Genomic DNA, 16,386 nt, shown 5'->3' with positions numbered 1-16,386 from the left:
CGGGAGAGGGACCAGAGGGACCAGAAGGGCCGGAAGGGGCTGGCCGCAGCCGGGATGCTTCGTTCATCACTTGGCTCCTGAAAGGCTGAAAAAGCTGGCTGGTATGGAAACTGCTGCCTTGTCGGGGGTGTCTACCTGTGGGTGTCCTACCCATGGGTGTTCCACCCACTCCCTGCGACGACGAGGCCCCCAGCATGTCGAACCATATTCCGCATGATCCCGCGCGCCGGCCCGACCGCCGGCCCGACCAGTGTCCCGACCACAACAAGGAGAAGGGAGACCAGCCCGCGCGCAACCTGCCCGACAAGCATCCGGTGCCGCCTTCCGTGAAGCGGCACAACAGCGAATCGGACGAGCCGCCCGTCGAGAATTACTGAAACGGTTCATTATCGACAGACCCCCGGCGGCGCCGTCTGGTTCACCCCCGGCGGCGCCCTCACCTCGTCCATGGCGCGGGCGTGAGCACCGTCTATGATGAAAGCGCCGGTGCTCACGCCGGCGGGAGTCGTGCTCCCAAATCGTGCTCCCACCTACGGGCCGGGATAACCGCCATCCCCCGGTCCCTCCAGGTTGGCTTCCAAGAATAGCCGCGACTGCGCCATAAGAGAGGGAGTTCCTATGCCGGATCGGCAGATGCCGGGCCTCGCATCCATGGGTGAGGGGGCCCGTGCCGCCGCAGGCGCCATGCATGACACGGCGCCCCTTGCTCCGCGCGCGAGTGCCTGGCTCGCCGCGCTGGATGACGTCGCCATCTTCGACCTCACGCCCGAGGGCTGCGTGCGCACGTGGTCCGAGGCCGCCGAACGTGCCTTGCTCTACACCGCCGACGAGGTGACCGGCTGCCAGCTCGCCCGCTTCCACACCCCCGAATCGATCCAGTCCGGCGAGCCCGCGCGCCTGCTGGACACCGCCCGCACGCTGGGCCGGGCCGAGGAACGCGGCTGGCGCGTGCGCCGCGACGGCACCGCGTTCTACGCCGCCGTGGTGATCCAGGCCATCAACTACGCCGATGGCGCCCCGGACGGCTTCGCGGTGGTCTATCGCGACATCACCATCCGCTACGCCGCCGAGGAACGCGCCCGGGAGGTGGAGGCGCGCCACCAGCAACTGCTCGACACGCTGCACGAGCAGGCAGTCTGCGAACTCGGGTTCGATGGCGAGATCCGCGTCTGGAATGCCGGCGCGACGGCGCTGTTCGGCTACAGCCCGGAGGCGGCGGTGGGCCGGCCGGTCTCGCTGCTGTATTCCCGCCAGGACGTGGCCAGCGGCCATGACCTCGCCACGCTGGGCGAGGTGCGCACCAACGGCCAGTGGACCGGCGAGGCGCGCCTGCAGCGGCAGGACGGCATGCTGGTGCGCTGCCATATCCGGCAGGCGCTGCTGCGCGACGCCGGCGGCTGCCCGGTCGGCATCCTGTGGACCGCGCGCGATATGTCTGACATGGCCCGGCTCGAGGAACTGGAGGGCGCCGGCCGGCGCGTGCAGGCCTTCCTCGCCATCCTGGCCCACGAGCTGCGCAATCCGCTGGCGCCCATCCGCAACGCCGTGGACGTGATCCGCCTGACGCCCTCGACGGACACGCGCATCCGCCACTGCGCCGAAATCATCGGCCGCCAGCTGCAACTGCTGACGCGGCTGGTCGCCGATTTGATGGACGTGGGCCGCGTCACCACGGGCAAGCTCAAGGTGCAGCCGGTGCCGACGATGGTCAACGACATCGTCACGTCTGCGGTGGAGGCCATCCGGCCCGCGCTGGACGCGGCGGGGCAGAGCCTCTCGCTCACGCTGCCCGCTGGCCCGGTCTTCGTCAATGCCGATGCCGGGCGGCTGGGGCAGGTGCTCTCGAACCTGCTGAGCAACGCCACCAAGTACACGCCGCGTGGCGGCGCCGTCTCGATCCACATGACCACCGAGGGTGGCAACGTGATCACGGCGATTGGCGACTCGGGCAAGGGCATCGCGCCGGAGGCGCTGGACCGCATCTTCAACCTGTTCGCGCAGGAGGGCGATGATGGCGAGCGCGGCGGCGGGCTCGGCATCGGGCTGGCGCTGGCGCGCGCCGTGGTGGAAGCGCATGGCGGCGCCATCCAGGCCAGCAGCGGCGGGCCGGGGCGCGGCAGCACCTTCACCGTGATCCTGCCGGAGGTGGAAATGGACGGCGCCACCGTGCCGCGCGCAACCGCCACCGATTGCACCGGGCTGCGCATCCTGATCGTGGATGACAGCGCCGACTCCGCCGACAGCATGGCCGAACTGCTGACCGTGCTCGGCCACGACGCCCGGCCGGCCTACAGCGGCATGCAGGCGCTGGAACTGGTGCGCGACTTCGCCCCGGACGTGGTGCTGCTCGACCTGGAGATGCCGGACATGAACGGCTTCGAGGTGCTGGCGGTGCTGCGGCCCGATCCGGCCAACACCGCCAATGCCGATGGCACCGGCCCGCGCATCTTCGCCCTGACCGGGCGCGGCACGTCGCACGACCGCAAGCGCACACTGGCGGCCGGCTTCGATGAGCACCTCGTCAAGCCGCTGTCGATCGAGACACTGTGCCGGGCGCTGGCGGGGGATGGGGCGGGGTGAGCGTGGTGGGTGGCTTGATGCGCCGCCCCTCTCCCCCGGCCCCTCTCCCAGGGGGAGAGGGGAGACCACCGAGGGTTTTCTCCCCTCTCCGAGGGCGATAGGGGAGACCGCCGAGGGTTTTCTCCCCTCTCCGAGGGGGAGAGGGGAGACCACCGAGGGTTTTCTCCCCTCTCCGAGGGCGATAGGGGAGACCACCGAGGGTTTTCTCCCCTCTCCGAGGGGGAGAGGGGAGACCACCGAGGGTTTTCTCCCCTCTCCGAGGGGGAGAGGGGAGACCACCGAGGGTTTTCTCCCCTCTCCGAGGGCGATAGGGGAGACCACCGAGGATTTTCTCCCCTCTCCCTCCGKGAGAGGGGCGGGGGAGAGGGACGGCGCCCCCCTACCGACCACGCCCATCTCAACCATCCCCCCGCACCGCCGCCACGCGCACGCGCACGTCCGCATGATCGAAGAGCTCGCGCACATCGGCGTCGAGCCGGCGCTGCCAGTTGGGGTGCCCGGTCACCGTGCCGGGCAGGTTGGGCTGCTCGGCGGCGCCCAGCAGGTCTTCCACGGGCACCAGCCGTAGCGGGGTCCGCGCGCGGGACAGCCAGCGCAGCACCGCTTCCACGGGGGCGKACGCCGCGTCGGGCTCGGCACCATCGACCACCCCGCCCGCACACATCGCCTGCCACAGCGCCGTGCGCTCGGCGGCGCGCATCGCCATCAGGCCGGCTTCGGTCTCCCCCTCGCCCAGTTGATGCAGCCGCGCGCGCCAGGCGATGTCGTGGCCGGCCCACCAGCCGACGATGGTCGGCAGGTCGTGCGTGGTGGTGGTGGCTACCGCCTGCGCGGGCCATCGCTCGGGCGGCAGGAACGGGGCGGGGGTGTCGGTGTCTTCGGCAGCATCCTCGTCCGCCGGCTGGCGTTCGAACCACAGCACGTCGATGCCCATCACGCCGCGCGCGGCCAGTGCCGTGTTGAGCGTCTCCGGCACCGTGCCGAGGTTCTCGCCGATGATGATGGCGCGCTGCCGCCACGACTCGATTGCCACCAGCCGCAACAGGTCATCCAGCGGATAGGTCAGGTAGGCGCCCGCCGTGGCCGGCGCGCCGGCCGGCACCAGCCACATCCGCGCCAGCCCCAGCACGTGGTCGATGCGCAGCCCGCCGGCATGGGCGAGGTTGGCGCGCAGCATCTCGATAAAGGCGGCGTAGCCGTTGCGGCGCAGCCCGCGCGGCGAGAACACCGCCACGCCCCAGTCCTGCCCGAGCGGGTTGTAGACGTCTGGCGGCGCGCCGGCGTGGAAGCCGTTGAGGATCTCGGTCTGGCGCATCCACGCGTGGCTGCCGCCGGGATCGGTGCCCACGGCGAGGTCGGCGATCAGTCCCACGGCCATGCCGGCGGCGCGCGCGCGGTGCTGCGCGGTGTCCAGCCCGTGCGCGGCCAGCCATTGCAGGAAGGCGTGATAGCCGATCTCCTGCGGAAACTGGGTCTCGAAGGCGGCCACCGCCGAACTGTCCGGCGAGCGCAGGGTGACCGGCCATTGGCGCCAGTCGGATGCCGCTTGTCGCCGCGCGTCGTCCCCGTCATTGCTCGCCTGCGCCAGCAGGCTGGCCTGGATGGCCTCGAAGCAGGCGTGGGCCAGCAGCCCGCTGCCGCCGCGCGCGCGGAAGGCGGCGAAGGCCTGTTGGGCGTCCGTGCTGAGCAGGGTGTCATGGCGGTCCCACAGCCAGCGCAGCAGCGCATGGCGTGCCACGGACAGCGTGGGCCAGTCGATTTCGTCGCGCGCCTCGGCGGCGGCCAGCCGGTGGCCGATGTTCAACGCCGCGATGCCCTGATCGACCGCGTCCTGCCCGAACACGGCGGCGGGGTCGGCGTAGAGCGCGTTGTGGAAGATCCGGCTCGACGGCGCGTAGGGGCTGTAGCGCGCCGGCAGCGCGGCAAAGCCGGCGTGGAGCGGGTTGATGGCGACGGCGTCGGCGCCTTCGCGCGCGGCCGCCTCGCAGGTCAGGGCCAGCGTGGTGAGATCGCCCAGCCCGGTGGGCGCCCCCCGGCGCAGGCCGTAGAGCTGCACGGAGAGCCCCCACGGCTTGCTCGCATGTACCGCGCGCGGGTTGGCGGATGGGTTGGCAGACAGTGCATCGGCCACGCCGTAGCAGCGCGGTGGCGCCACGGCCAGCGTGGTGGCCAGATCGCCCAGCAGCAGGCGGTGGTAGCCCCAGTCCGTTACCGGCGGGATCTCCATCAACCCGTCCGCATTGCGCTGGGCGATGCCCTCGATCACGCGGCCATCCTCCAGTTCGAGCCGATAGGGGCGCTGCGCCAGCGTGTGCGCCCACCGCACGGTCACGGGCTGGCCCTGATCAGCCGTGAGCAGCGGCGGCAGCGGGTGGGATGCGTCGTCGGCGGCGAGCCGCGCGAGCGAGGATTCACAGGCGCCGGGCGTGTCGCAGGGCAGGTCGAGCGCGGCTAGCACCGCGTGCAGGGCGTCCTCGGTAAGGGCCTGGGGCCGGCCCCAGGCATCGCGCCACTGGGTCTGCAGGCCGGCGCGTTCGGCCAGTCGCTGCAGGGCGTCGGTGTCGTGGCTCATCGCGGGGGTTCCTCTTTGCGGACGTCTTCATTGCGAACCCTTGGCACGCTGGCCAGCAGTAGCGCCACGCTGTGGGCCACCACGGTGTAGCCGGGCTGGCCGTCGTCGCCGTTCGCAAGCGGGCTTTCGCCGGCATCCGGCGCGGCGCTGTCGAACAGCACGCGCCAGTCCTCGCCTGGGGCCGGCGCGCGGAAGGTGACGTCGTCGTTGCCGGCGTTCAGGCACAGCAGCATCACCGCCACCTCGTCCTCGCCGTTGCCGGGCGTGGCGCGGCGCAGCGCCAGTGTGCGATCTTCGCCATTGGCCCACTGCTCGGGCGACAGCTCGTTGCCATCGGCCCCGAACCATGCGATGTCCGGCACGCCGGGCGCCGGGCGCGAGCGGCCGTGCACGAAGCGGTTCTCGGTCAGCATCGGTACCTGTCGGCGCAGCGCCAGCAACTGGCTCACGCAGGCCATCATCGGCGCGTTGGCGGGGTTGGCGGCGTCCTCCCAGTTCAGCCACGAGAGCGGGCTGTCCTGGCAGTAGGCGTTGTTGTTGCCCTGCTGGCTGCGGCCCCATTCGTCGCCGGCGGTGAGCATCGGCGTGCCCTGGGAGAGCAGCAGCGTGGCCATCATCGCCCGGGCCACGCGGCCACGGGTTTCGAGGATCTGCTCGTCGTCGGTGGGGCCTTCCACGCTGCCGTCCGGGCTCCAGTTGGCGCTGGCGTTGTCGTCGTTGCCGTCGCGGTTGTCCTCGCCGTTGGCCTCGTTGTGCTTGCTGCTGTAGCTGACGAGGTCGGCCAGCGTGAAGCCATCGTGCGCGGTGATGAAGTTGACGCTGGCCCACGGCTTGCGGTGGCGGCGGTCGAACAGGTCCGCCGAGCCGGTGAGCCGCGCGGCCAGTTCGCCGCGCTGGCCGGCATCGCCACGCCAGAAGCGGCGCACGTTGTCGCGGAACTTGTCGTTCCATTCGGCAAAGCCGGGCGGATGGTTGCCTACCTGATAGCCGCCGGGGCCGAGGTCCCACGGCTCCGAGATCAGCTTCACGCGCGACAGCACCGGGTCCTGGAGGAGGGCGTCGAAGAAGCCCGCGCCGGGGTCGAAGCCGGTGGCCTCGCGGCCCAGCGTGCTGCCGAGGTCGAAGCGGAAGCCATCCACGTGGAAGGCCTCCACCCAGTAGCGCAGCRAGTCCATCACCATCTGCAGCACGCGCGGGTGCGACAGGTTCAGCGTATTGCCGCAGCCGGTGTCGTTGATGTAGTGGCGCTCGTCGCCCGGAATCAGCCGGTAGTAGCTGGCATTGTCCAGTCCGCGCCAGGACATGGTCGGCCCCAGCTCGTTGCCTTCGCAGGTGTGGTTGTAGACCACGTCGAGAATGACCTCGATGCCGGCCGCGTGGAGCCGGCGGATGGCCACCTTGGCCTCGTGCAGCTCGTTGGCGGACAGGTAGAGCGGCTCCGGCGCGAAGAACGCCAGCGTGTTGTAGCCCCAGTAGTTGCGCAGGCCGCGCTCCACGAGGAAGCGGTCCTGCAGGAAGGCGTGGATCGGCAGCAGCTCCACCGCCGTCACGCCGAGCCGGTGCAGGTGATCGACGAAACGCGGATCGGCCAGCGCGGCGAAGGTGCCGCGATGGTGCGGCAGCAGGTCTTCGCGCTGCATGGAGGCGCCGCGCACGTGCACCTCGTAGATCGAGGTTTCCGGCCACGGGCGGTCCAGCCGGCGGTCTTCGCCCCAGTGGAAGCTTTCGTCGACGACCACGGCCTTCGGCATCATCGGCGCGCTGTCGCGGCGGTCGGGCGTGAGGTCCGCGCGCGGGCTGTTGAGCCGGTAGCCGAACAGCGCGTCCGACCAGCGCGCCGGGCCGTTCAGCAGCCGCGCGTAGGGGTCCAGCAGCAGCTTGTGKGGGTTGAAGCGGTGGCCCCGGGTCGGCTCGTAGGGGCCGTAGGCGCGGTAGCCGTACAGCGCGCCGGGCTGGGCCAGCGGCAGGTAGCCGTGCCAGACCTCGTCGGTGCATTCGGGCAGCGGCAGGCGGTGGATCTCCCTGCGGCCGTTGGCGGAGAACAGGCACAGCTCGATGCGCGTGGCATTGGCGGAGAAGACTGCGAAGTTGACGCCCAGGCCGTCCCAATGCGCGCCAAGGGGGTAGGGCTTGCCGGGCAGCAGACGGTCGATCGTGGCAATCGCCATGTGCATGGCTCCTTTCTTCTGGTTATTCTGGGTGGCTCGTGATGACAGCTTTCAGAGGGTGTCAGCGGGGTGTCAACGGGGCGGGCGGTAGCGCAGGACCAGCGTAGCCAGCGGCGGCAGGGTCAGCGTGACCGAGGCCGGCTGGCCGTGGGACGCCGCGTGGGACGCCTCCACCCGGCCGCCATTACCGAGGTTGCTGCCGCCGTAGTAGCCGGCATCGGTATTCAGGCATTCCTCCCAGTCGCCCGCGAACGGCACGCCGAGGCGGTAGCCCTCGCGCGGCACCGGGGTCATGTTGACGACCACCAGCGCCACCTCCTGGCTGTCTGGCGCGGCGCGGCGCAGGTAGGCGAAGACGCTGTTCTGGTGATCGTCGCCGACAATCCACTGGAAGCCTTCGGGCCGGTGATCCATGGCGTGGAGGGCCGGCAGCTCGCGGTACAGCCGGTTCAGGTCGCGCACCAGCGAGTGCACGCCACGGTGCAGCGGCCGGTCCAGCAGCGGCCAGTCGAGTTCCTCGTCGTGGTTCCACTCGCGCCATTGGGCGAATTCGCCGCCCATGAACAGCAGCTTCTTGCCGGGATGCGTCCACATGAAGCCGTAGTAGGCGCGCAGGTTGGCAAAGCGCTGCCAGTCGTCCCCGGGCGCCTTGCCGATCATCGACCCCTTGCCGTGTACCACTTCATCGTGCGAAAGCGGCAGCACGAAGGCTTCCGACCATGCGTAGACCAGCCCGAAGGTCAACTCGTTGTGATGCCAGGGGCGGTGGATCGGGTTCTGGCTCAGGTAGCGCAGCGAGTCGTGCATCCAGCCCATATTCCACTTGAAGTCGAAGCCGAGCCCGCCGGACGCCACGCTGGCCGTCACGCCGGGCCACGCCGTGGATTCCTCGGCGATGGTCAGCGCGCCGGGGCAGCGCTCGTGGACGATGGTGTTCAGGTCGCGCAGGAAGGCCACGGCCTCCAGGTTCTCGCGCCCGCCGAAGCGGTTGGGCACCCACTGGCCCGGCTCGCGGCTGTAGTCGCGGTAGAGCATGGACGCCACGGCGTCCACGCGCAGCGCATCGGCATGGAACTGTTCGAGCCAGTGCACCGCCCCCGCCAGCAGGAAGCCGCGCACCTCGTTGCGGCCGAGGTTGTAGATCAGCGTGTTCCAGTCCTGATGGAAGCCCTCGCGCGGGTCCTGGTGCTCATAGAGCGCCGTGCCGTCGAACTCGGCCAGCCCGTGCGGGTCGGTGGGGAAGTGCGCGGGCACCCAGTCGAGGATCACGCCGATGTCGGCCTGATGGCAGCGATCGACGAAGGCGGCGAACCGGTCCGGCGGGCCGAGTCGCGAGGTGGGCGCGAACAGCGACAGCGGCTGGTAGCCCCAGGAGCCGCCGAACGGGTGCTCGGTGATCGGCAGCAGCTCGATATGCGTGAAGCCAAGGTCGCGGATATAGGGCACCAGCCGGTCGGCCAGGATTTCCCAGCCGTGCGCGGTGTCGTTGGCGGCGCGCTGCCAGGACATCGCGTGGAGTTCGTAGACGGACATCGGCGTGGCATACGGATCGGCGCTGGCGCGCTTCTCCATCCACGCCTGGTCGTTCCACTGGAATGGCGGGGCGCCGTGGCCGCGGCAGGCCACCACGGACGCCGTGGCGGGCGGCGGCTCGGTGGCCAGCGCCACCGGGTCGGCCTTGTCCGGCAGGGCGTGGCCCTGCGCGCCGATGATGTCGTACTTATAGCGGCTGCCGCCGTGGGCGCCGAGCGCCTCCGGGATGAACACTTCCCAGATGCCGGCGCCGTGGCGCAGGCGCATCGGGTGGCGCACCGGGTTCCAGCCGTTGAAGTCGGCGATGACCGATACGCGCTGGGCGTTGGGCGCCCACACCGCGAAGCGCACGCCGGCTTCGCCATCGACGGTCAGGCATTGCGCGCCGAGGCACTGGCCGAGTTCGAGGTGGCGGCCTTCGTTGAGCAGGTGCAGATCCAGATCGCCCAGCAGCAGGCCGAAGGCGTAGGGGTCGGCGCTGCATTGCTCGTTGCCGTCCGGCCAGCGGATCAGCAGGCGGTAGTCGCCCGGTTGTGGCGCCTCCGTGCCGGGCAGGCGGCCGGCGAACACGCTGCCGGGGTGCAGCGCGGTCATCGGCGCGATAGGTTTGCCCGCCCGGTCGGCCAGCGAGACCGATTCGGCGCCCGGCGCGATGGCGCGCACCACCACGCCGTGGTCGTCCCGGTGGGGGCCGAGCACGCCGAACGGGTCGGCCAGCCGGCCCTGCAGCAGCGCGTCGATCACGGCATCGGGCAGCGTTGGGGTGCGTTCCATCGTGGCGCTATTAGTTCGTGCCATCGTTGGCTCCCAGCAGCTTGCGGACGAGCCGGGCCAGCCCGCTCGTGGGCAGGTCGATCCATGCCACGCGGTTGGCGGCCTCATAGCCCACTTCATAGGCGGCGCGCTCAAGCAGGAACAGGTCGAGCAATTGCGCCATCTGTCCCGGCTCGGCCCATTGCTGCGGCGCGGCCTGCATCGACTGCTGGTAGCAGTTCAGGAAGGCCTGGCTGGCGGCGCTGCGGAAGCGCTCCAGCAGCGCGGCGCGGCGCTCCGCCAGCGCGGGCGGCAGCGTGGCGTGGGTGCGCTCCTGCCGGTCCGTGCCGACCGTGGCCGCCGCATAGTCGAGCKAGCGCAGCAGCCCCGCCACATCGCGCAGCGGCGAGGTCTTGCGCCGGCGGAAGGCCAGCGGCTGGCGCGGTTCGCCTTCGAAATCGACGATATAGGTGTCGCTCTGGGCGATCAGCACCTGCCCGAAGTGGAAATCGCCGTGGATGCGGGTCTGGAGGCTGCCCGGGGCGGCCTGCGCCAGGCGTGCCACCAGCTTGGGCAGCTTGCCGCGCGCGGCGACCAGCGTCTCGATATCGGTGGCGAAGGCGCCGGTGGCGTTCTGGCGGCGGGCTTCAAGCAGATCGAGCGCCTCGTTGAGGGACTTCAGCGCTTCCTCGGCCCATTCGCCGGCCTGCGCCTCGGTGGCGGGTTCGGGCGAGAAGGCGGCCTCGTCGCTGGGCCGGGCCAGCACCGCGTGCAACTCGGCCAGACGGCGGCCCAGCGTGCCGACCATGGTCGAATAGCCGGCCATGGCTTCGACGAACTCGCCGTCGGCGTCTTCGGACGGCATGGCGTCGTCGATCAGGCGGCTCAGGTAGTCGAGCGTCCAGTCCCAGCCATCGCCCTGATTGAGGATGTAGCCCTGCAGCAGCATCAGCGTGTGCGGCGTGCCATCGGCGCCGGTGCGCACCACCTCGCCCAGCAGCGGCGCGGAGTGTGCGTAGCCTTGGCTGGTCAGGTAGCGCGTCATCTCGGCTTCCGGATGGATGCCGCCCGCMACCCGGCGCACCAGCTTGAGCACGCCGTTGTTGCCGTAAGCGAGCGAGCTGTTGGACTGTTCGGCGGACATCCACTGCACGGGCTGGTCTTCCAGCGTCACCCCGGCCAGCCCTGGCTCGGGCAGGAAGCGGATCACGCCGTGCGTGGTCGGTGCCTCGGTGCCGTCGCGCATGGCCTTGACCACGGCGCGGGCGTAGGCCTCCACCACGAAGCCATCGGTGGCCACGCCCACGCGGCTGCCCCGGCGCACGCGCGCCATGGACAGGCCGTGCATCAGTTGCGGCATGCCTTCGGTGTTCTCGCGGTCCCACAGCAGTGCCACCGGTAGCTGGTAGCACTCGGTGCGGCCCGGCAGGGCCACCTCGACCTCGCAATGGAAGACCTCCTCGTTATTGCCGACGCGGGCGATCGGCCATGCGTAGGTCACGGTCACGCGCTCGATGCGGTCCGCCTTGGAGGCGAACCAGCGCCGGCGGGCGAGGTAGATCGGCAGGACTTCGGTGGTCAGCGCGCGGCGGGCGGACTCGGTCAGTTCCGAGCGTCCGGCGTTGTTCTGGAGTACCAGGGTGATTTGATCGGCCATTTGCTCGGGGGCGTCCACGTGCCAGGAAGGCGGCTGGGCGTCCTCGCTCAACACAAACCAGTAGAAACCATACGGCGGCAGCGTGAGCAGGTAGGTCAGCTGGCCGATGGCCGGGAAGGGCGTGGCGCCAAGCATCTCCACCGGCACGCGGCCCTGGAACTGCGAGAGGTCCAGCTCCACGGCCTGCGGCGCGCGGGACAGGTTGGCCACGCACAGGATGTGCTCGCCATCGAACTCGCGCAGATAGGCCAGCACCTTGCGGTTGCCGGGGAACAGGAAGCGCAGCGTGCCGCGCCCGAAGGCGTGATGCTGCCGGCGCAGGGCCAGCATGCGGCGCATCCAGTTCAGCAGCGAGTGCGGGTCGCGGTTCTGGGCTTCGACGTTGACGGCCTCGTAGCCGTACAGCGGCCCCTGCAGCGGCGGCAGCACCAGCCGCTCGGGGTCGGCGTGGGAGAAGCCGCCATTGCGGTCCGGCGACCACTGCATCGGCGTGCGCACGCCATCGCGGTCGCCGAGGTGGATGTTGTCGCCCATGCCGATCTCGTCGCCGTAGTAGATCACCGGCGTGCCGGGCATCGAGAACAGCAGGCTGTTCATCAGCTCGATGCGGCGGCGGTCGCGCTCCATCAGCGGCGCCAGCCGGCGGCGGATGCCGAGGTTGATGCGCGCGCGGCGGTCGGAGGCGTAGACCTCCCACAGGTAGTCCCGCTCGCTGCTGGTGACCATCTCCAGCGTCAGTTCGTCGTGGTTGCGCAGGAAGATCGCCCACTGGCAGTTCGGCGGCACCTCAGGGGTCTGCCGCATGATGTCGGTGATCGGGAAGCGGTCTTCCCGGGCGATGGCCATGTACATGCGCGGCATCAGCGGGAAGTGGAAGGCCATGTGGCATTCGTCGCCGACCACGCCGCCGTCCGGGCTGGCCGCGCCGGTGGTGTCGGCCGTGCCGCCGCCGCTGGCGCCGCCAAAGTACTGCTGGGCGTCTTCCGGCCACATATTGGCCTCGGCCAGCAGCAGGCGGCCGGCGTAGCGCTCGTCCAGGTGGCTGCGGATCTTGCGGATGACCTCGTGCGTCTCGGGCAGGTTCTCGTTGGTCGTGCCTTCGCGCTCCACCAGATAGGGCACGGCGTCCAGCCGCAGGCCGTCGATGCCGATGTCGAGCCAGAACCGCATCACGCTCAGCACCTCGTTGAGCACCTGCGGGTTGTCGAAGTTCAGGTCCGGCTGGTGCGAGTAGAAGCGGTGCCAGAAGTAGGCGCCGGCCTCGGCGTCCCAGCTCCAGTTCGACTTCTCGGTGTCGCAGAAGATGATGCGCGTGCCGGCGTAGGACTGGTCGTTATCGGACCACACGTAGTAGTTGCGGGCGGCCGAGCCGGGCTTGGCCTTGCGCGCGCGCTGGAACCACGGGTGCTGGTCGGACGTGTGGTTGATCACCAGTTCGGTGATCACGCGCAGCCCGCGCGCGTGGGCTGCCGCCACGAAGCGGCGGGCCTCGGTCAGCGTGCCGTAGTCGGGGTGCACGCTGCGGTAGTCGGCAATGTCGTAGCCATCGTCACGGCGCGGCGAGGGGTAGAACGGCAGCAGCCAGATGGTGTCCACGCCGAGGTTGACCAGATAGTCGAGCTTGGCCAGCAGGCCCGCGAAGTCGCCGACGCCATCGCCATTGGCGTCATAGAACGACTTGATGTGCAGTTGATAGATGACCGCGTCCTTGTACCAGAGCGGGTCGGCGTTGAGCAGGGCGGCGCTGACGCGGTCGGATGCGCGCTTCATGCCGTATCTCCGGTTTGTTGTTGGGGCCGGACGTGCCAGAGGGCGAACGGCAGTTCATGCGGATTGAGGCGGATGCGCTGGGCCTTGCCGGTCCAGGTGAAGCGGCGGCCGGACATCAGCTCTTCGGCCTGCAGGGCGCCGTGGTCAGGCAGGCCCCACTCCCACAGCGGCAGTTCGATCGTGGATTCGCGCGGCGCGCGCGGGTCCAGGCTGATGGCGGCCAGCAGCACGTCGCTGCCGAAGGTGGGGCCGCTGCTGGTTCCTCCTGCAGGGCCCCCGGGCTCGGCCGGGACGTAGCGGGCGAAGTACAGCACCGCGTCGTCGCTGGCGTGGTAGAAGCGCACGCCCAGATGATCCTGCAGGGCCGGATGGCTGGCGCGGATCTGGTTCAGCCGCGAGATCTCGGCCACGATGTTGCCGGGCTGGTTCCAGTCGCGCACGCGGATCTGGTATTTCTCGGAGTCGAGGTATTCCTCGCGTTCCACGCCGTTCAGCACCAGCGGMGCGCCCTCGCAGACCTCGAAGCCGTTGTACATGCCCCAGAGCCCGGAGAGCAGCGCCGCCAGCGCCGCGCGGATCAGGAACGCCGGGCGTCCGCCGTCGTGCAGGTAGAACGGGTTGATGTCCGGCGTATTGACGAAGAAGTGCGGACGGTAGAACTCGCGCAGCGGGCTCTGCGTCAGCTCGGTCATGTACTCGGTCAGCTCGGCCTTGGTGTTGCGCCAGGTGAAGTAGGTGTACGACTGCGAGAACCCGAGCTTGGCCAGCCGCGCCATCATCTTGGGCCGCGTGAAGGCTTCGGCCAGGAACAGCGTGTMCGGGTGCTTGGCGCGCACGTCGGCAATCATCCACTCCCAGAACGGCAGCGGCTTGGTGTGCGGGTTATCCACCCGGAAGATGCGCACGCCCTGGTCGGCCCAGAACATCACCACGTCGCGCAGCGCCTGCCAGAGATGCTCGCCGCCGGGCGGGGCCGCGTAGAAATCGACGTTGACGATGTCCTCGTACTTCTTGGGCGGATTCTCGGCGTAGCGCAGCGAGCCGTCCGGACGGTGCGAGAACCACTCGGGGTGCTCGCGCAGCCACGGGTGGTCCGGCGAGCACTGGATGGCGAAGTCGAGCGCCAGTTMCAGGCCGTGGTCGGCGGCGGCGCGGCGCAGGCGCTGAAAGTCCTCGAACGTGCCGAGTTGCGGGTGGAGGGCGTCGTGGCCGCCTTCGKCGCTGCCGATGGCGTATGGGCTGCCCACATCGCCCGGCTCGGCCTTGAGGCTGTTGTTGCGGCCCTTGCGGTGCGCCTGGCCGATGGGGTGGATCGGCGGAAAGTAGAGCACGTCGAAGCCCATCGCACGGATGTCCGGCAGCCGGCGGATCACATCGTCGAAGTTGCCGTGGCGATTTTCATCGCCGCTTTCCGAGCGCGGGAACAGCTCGTACCAGCTCGCGAAGCGGGCGGCGAGGCGGTCTGCCTCTACCGGCATCGCCGTGGGGTAGCGGCTGACGAACGGGCGCCCGGCGGGGGTGTCCATGGCGGCGTGCATGGCGGTTTCGGTGCGCGGGGAGAGCAGGATTTCGAGCCGCAGGGCGTCGTCGCCGGCGGCGGCCTTCAGTTCGGCCAGCAGGGCGCCGGCATCGGGGATGGCGCTGCCTTCGGGGGTGTCCAGCGTGGCGGCCACCAGCCGGGCGCCTTCCTCGATCTCCAGCGTCACGTCCACGCCGGCCTTGCGCTTCTTGCCGATCTCGTCGAGCCAGCTCGCGAAGGTATCGCGCCATGCTTCCACCGTGAACTCGTGGCGGCCCAGCGCCACGATCGGGAAGCTGCCGCGCCAGCGGTCGTTGATGACGGGGGTCATCGGCGAGGCACGCCAGACCTGCTCGCCCGGCGCGCGCCACAGCACGGCGGCGGCGAGCTTGTCGTGGCCGTCCATCCAGATATCGGCGGTGACCTCCACGCGCTCGCCCACCGTGCGGCGCACGGCGAAGCGGCCGTGGTCGGCGGAGGGCGCCAGGTTCTCGATGGCCACGCGCGGCGCCTGCATGGCGGTGGCCAGATCGCGGTCGATGGCTTTGCGGTGATTGCCATTGCCGCTGCCATTGCGGCGCGCGCGGGGCTGCGCGCTKACCGGCAGCGCTTCATACAGGCGGATATCGGCCGGTGCCAGCGTGATCGTCGCGCTGGGGTCGAGCTGGTGGGCGGCGTCCAGCGTGCCGCCGGGGCCGCCATCGGCCGATTGCAACGTGGCGGCGGCCTGCGGCAGCGCGCTCAGCACGCGGTCCGCGCCGAACGAGGCGGGCTCGATCGGGCAGGGGTTCAGCACCACGAGCAGCGCAGCGGGGCCGGTGGCGCCGTTCGAACCATTGGCGAGGTGGCGCGGCAGGCGGGCCAGCACGGTGAGCGGCGCGTCCGGGCCGCTCACCTGCCGGACCGCGACGGCCGGCGCCGGGTCACGCGCGGCCAGCCAGGCGTTGCACTGGATCAGCTCGTGGGTGAGGTCGTAGGGGGCATCKACGATGTCATCGGGATGGCCATCGGACTGCGCCTCGGGGGCGGTATCAAGGGGCGCGCTGCCATGGGCGCCGGTCTCGAAGCCGGCCGGCACCATCAGCCCGTCGCCGATGGCGGCGGCGGTCCACAGCGCGCGGCGGGCGGCCAGCACGTCGGTGCCGTCGGGCGCCAGCGAGGGCGCGGCCAGCACGCGGCCGAAGTCGCGCAGGCGCGCCATCTCCTCGGTCAGCCACGCGCTGCGGTAGTCCCACCACGGGAGCGAGCAGAACGCGCCGTCGAACGGCGCGGTGGCAAGGTCGGCCAGTTGTTGCGGGTTGGTACCGGGGGTGAAGGCCAGGAACACGGGATCTTCGCCGCCGTTCTCAGTACTGTCAGTACTGCTCCGCCCGGCGGTCTCGATGATCTCCGCCCAGTGCCGGCCCGGCACGCGCGACGGGGCGCGGCAACAGAAGCCGGCGGCGCCGGCATCGATCGCTTCGCGGATCTGGGCGCTCCACCAGGCCACCAGCGCGGGGGCGAGCCCCTCGTCGTACCAGCGCAGCCGCACGCCGGGCAGGTGGCTGTCCGTGGCATCCGGGCTGCCGCCGGGGCGGGCATGGTCGACCCAGCCATCGTGCATGCCTGCCGCCTCGGCCGGAAAGCGGTCGAGGGCGAGATCGAGCAGGGGAAGCAGCCCATGTGACCGGCACGCCGCAAAGGTCGCTGCCAGGATGTCGGGGCGGATATGGGGAATGGCCCAGCCGGCCAGCAATACATGGTCGAAACCGAGTGTGGCGGTGCGCGCGAGCGCTTCCGGGTCCACCGCTCGGGAATCGGTCAGGTTCAGTTGGCAGATTCGCACGTCACAGGT

The 16,386-nt window shown here is 70.3% G+C and carries 7 protein-coding genes; 2 read left to right on the top strand and 5 right to left on the bottom strand.

The window, feature by feature from the left end; all coding sequences use genetic code 11:
- The first annotated feature begins 194 nt into the window (after nucleotides 1-194).
- Entirely contained in the window at nucleotides 195-377 is a 183-nt protein-coding gene (locus AC1EJR_RS23185) for a hypothetical protein (protein ID WP_092301406.1), read from the top strand.
- A 256-nt stretch (nucleotides 378-633) separates the two neighbouring features.
- Entirely contained in the window at nucleotides 634-2,580 is a 1,947-nt protein-coding gene (locus AC1EJR_RS23180; protein WP_477147610.1) for a PAS domain-containing hybrid sensor histidine kinase/response regulator, read from the top strand.
- Nucleotides 2,581-2,977: 397 nt separating this feature from the next.
- Here AC1EJR_RS23180 and malQ read toward each other — a convergent pair whose 3' ends face one another.
- The 5 genes from malQ to AC1EJR_RS23155 form a co-directional block, all read right to left on the bottom strand.
- Nucleotides 2,978-5,152, bottom strand: a complete 2,175-nt coding sequence (malQ, locus tag AC1EJR_RS23175; protein WP_477147609.1) for a 4-alpha-glucanotransferase — start codon at nucleotides 5,150-5,152, stop codon at nucleotides 2,978-2,980.
- Complete coding sequence (glgX, locus tag AC1EJR_RS23170) at nucleotides 5,149-7,320, bottom strand: glycogen debranching protein GlgX (RefSeq protein ID WP_477147608.1); 2,172 nt, start codon at nucleotides 7,318-7,320, stop codon at nucleotides 5,149-5,151. The genes malQ and glgX overlap by 4 nt, the downstream gene beginning before the upstream one ends.
- Nucleotides 7,321-7,392: 72 nt before the next feature.
- Nucleotides 7,393-9,651, bottom strand: coding sequence for a 1,4-alpha-glucan branching protein GlgB (gene glgB, locus AC1EJR_RS23165; RefSeq protein WP_477113275.1), 2,259 nt, complete (start codon nucleotides 9,649-9,651; stop codon nucleotides 7,393-7,395).
- Complete coding sequence (gene treS / locus AC1EJR_RS23160; RefSeq protein WP_477147607.1) at nucleotides 9,638-13,033, bottom strand: maltose alpha-D-glucosyltransferase; 3,396 nt, start codon at nucleotides 13,031-13,033, stop codon at nucleotides 9,638-9,640. Before treS ends, glgB begins: the two co-directional genes overlap by 14 nt.
- Nucleotides 13,030-16,377, bottom strand: coding sequence for a maltotransferase domain-containing protein (locus AC1EJR_RS23155; RefSeq protein ID WP_477147606.1), 3,348 nt, complete (start codon nucleotides 16,375-16,377; stop codon nucleotides 13,030-13,032). The genes treS and AC1EJR_RS23155 overlap by 4 nt, the downstream gene beginning before the upstream one ends.
- Between the last annotated feature and the right edge of the window lie 9 nt (nucleotides 16,378-16,386).

This window comes from Cupriavidus sp. 05T42 (genome assembly GCF_056396345.1).
Note: the sequence above shows the minus strand (reverse complement) of the source record. Positions and strands in the feature narration are given on the sequence as shown.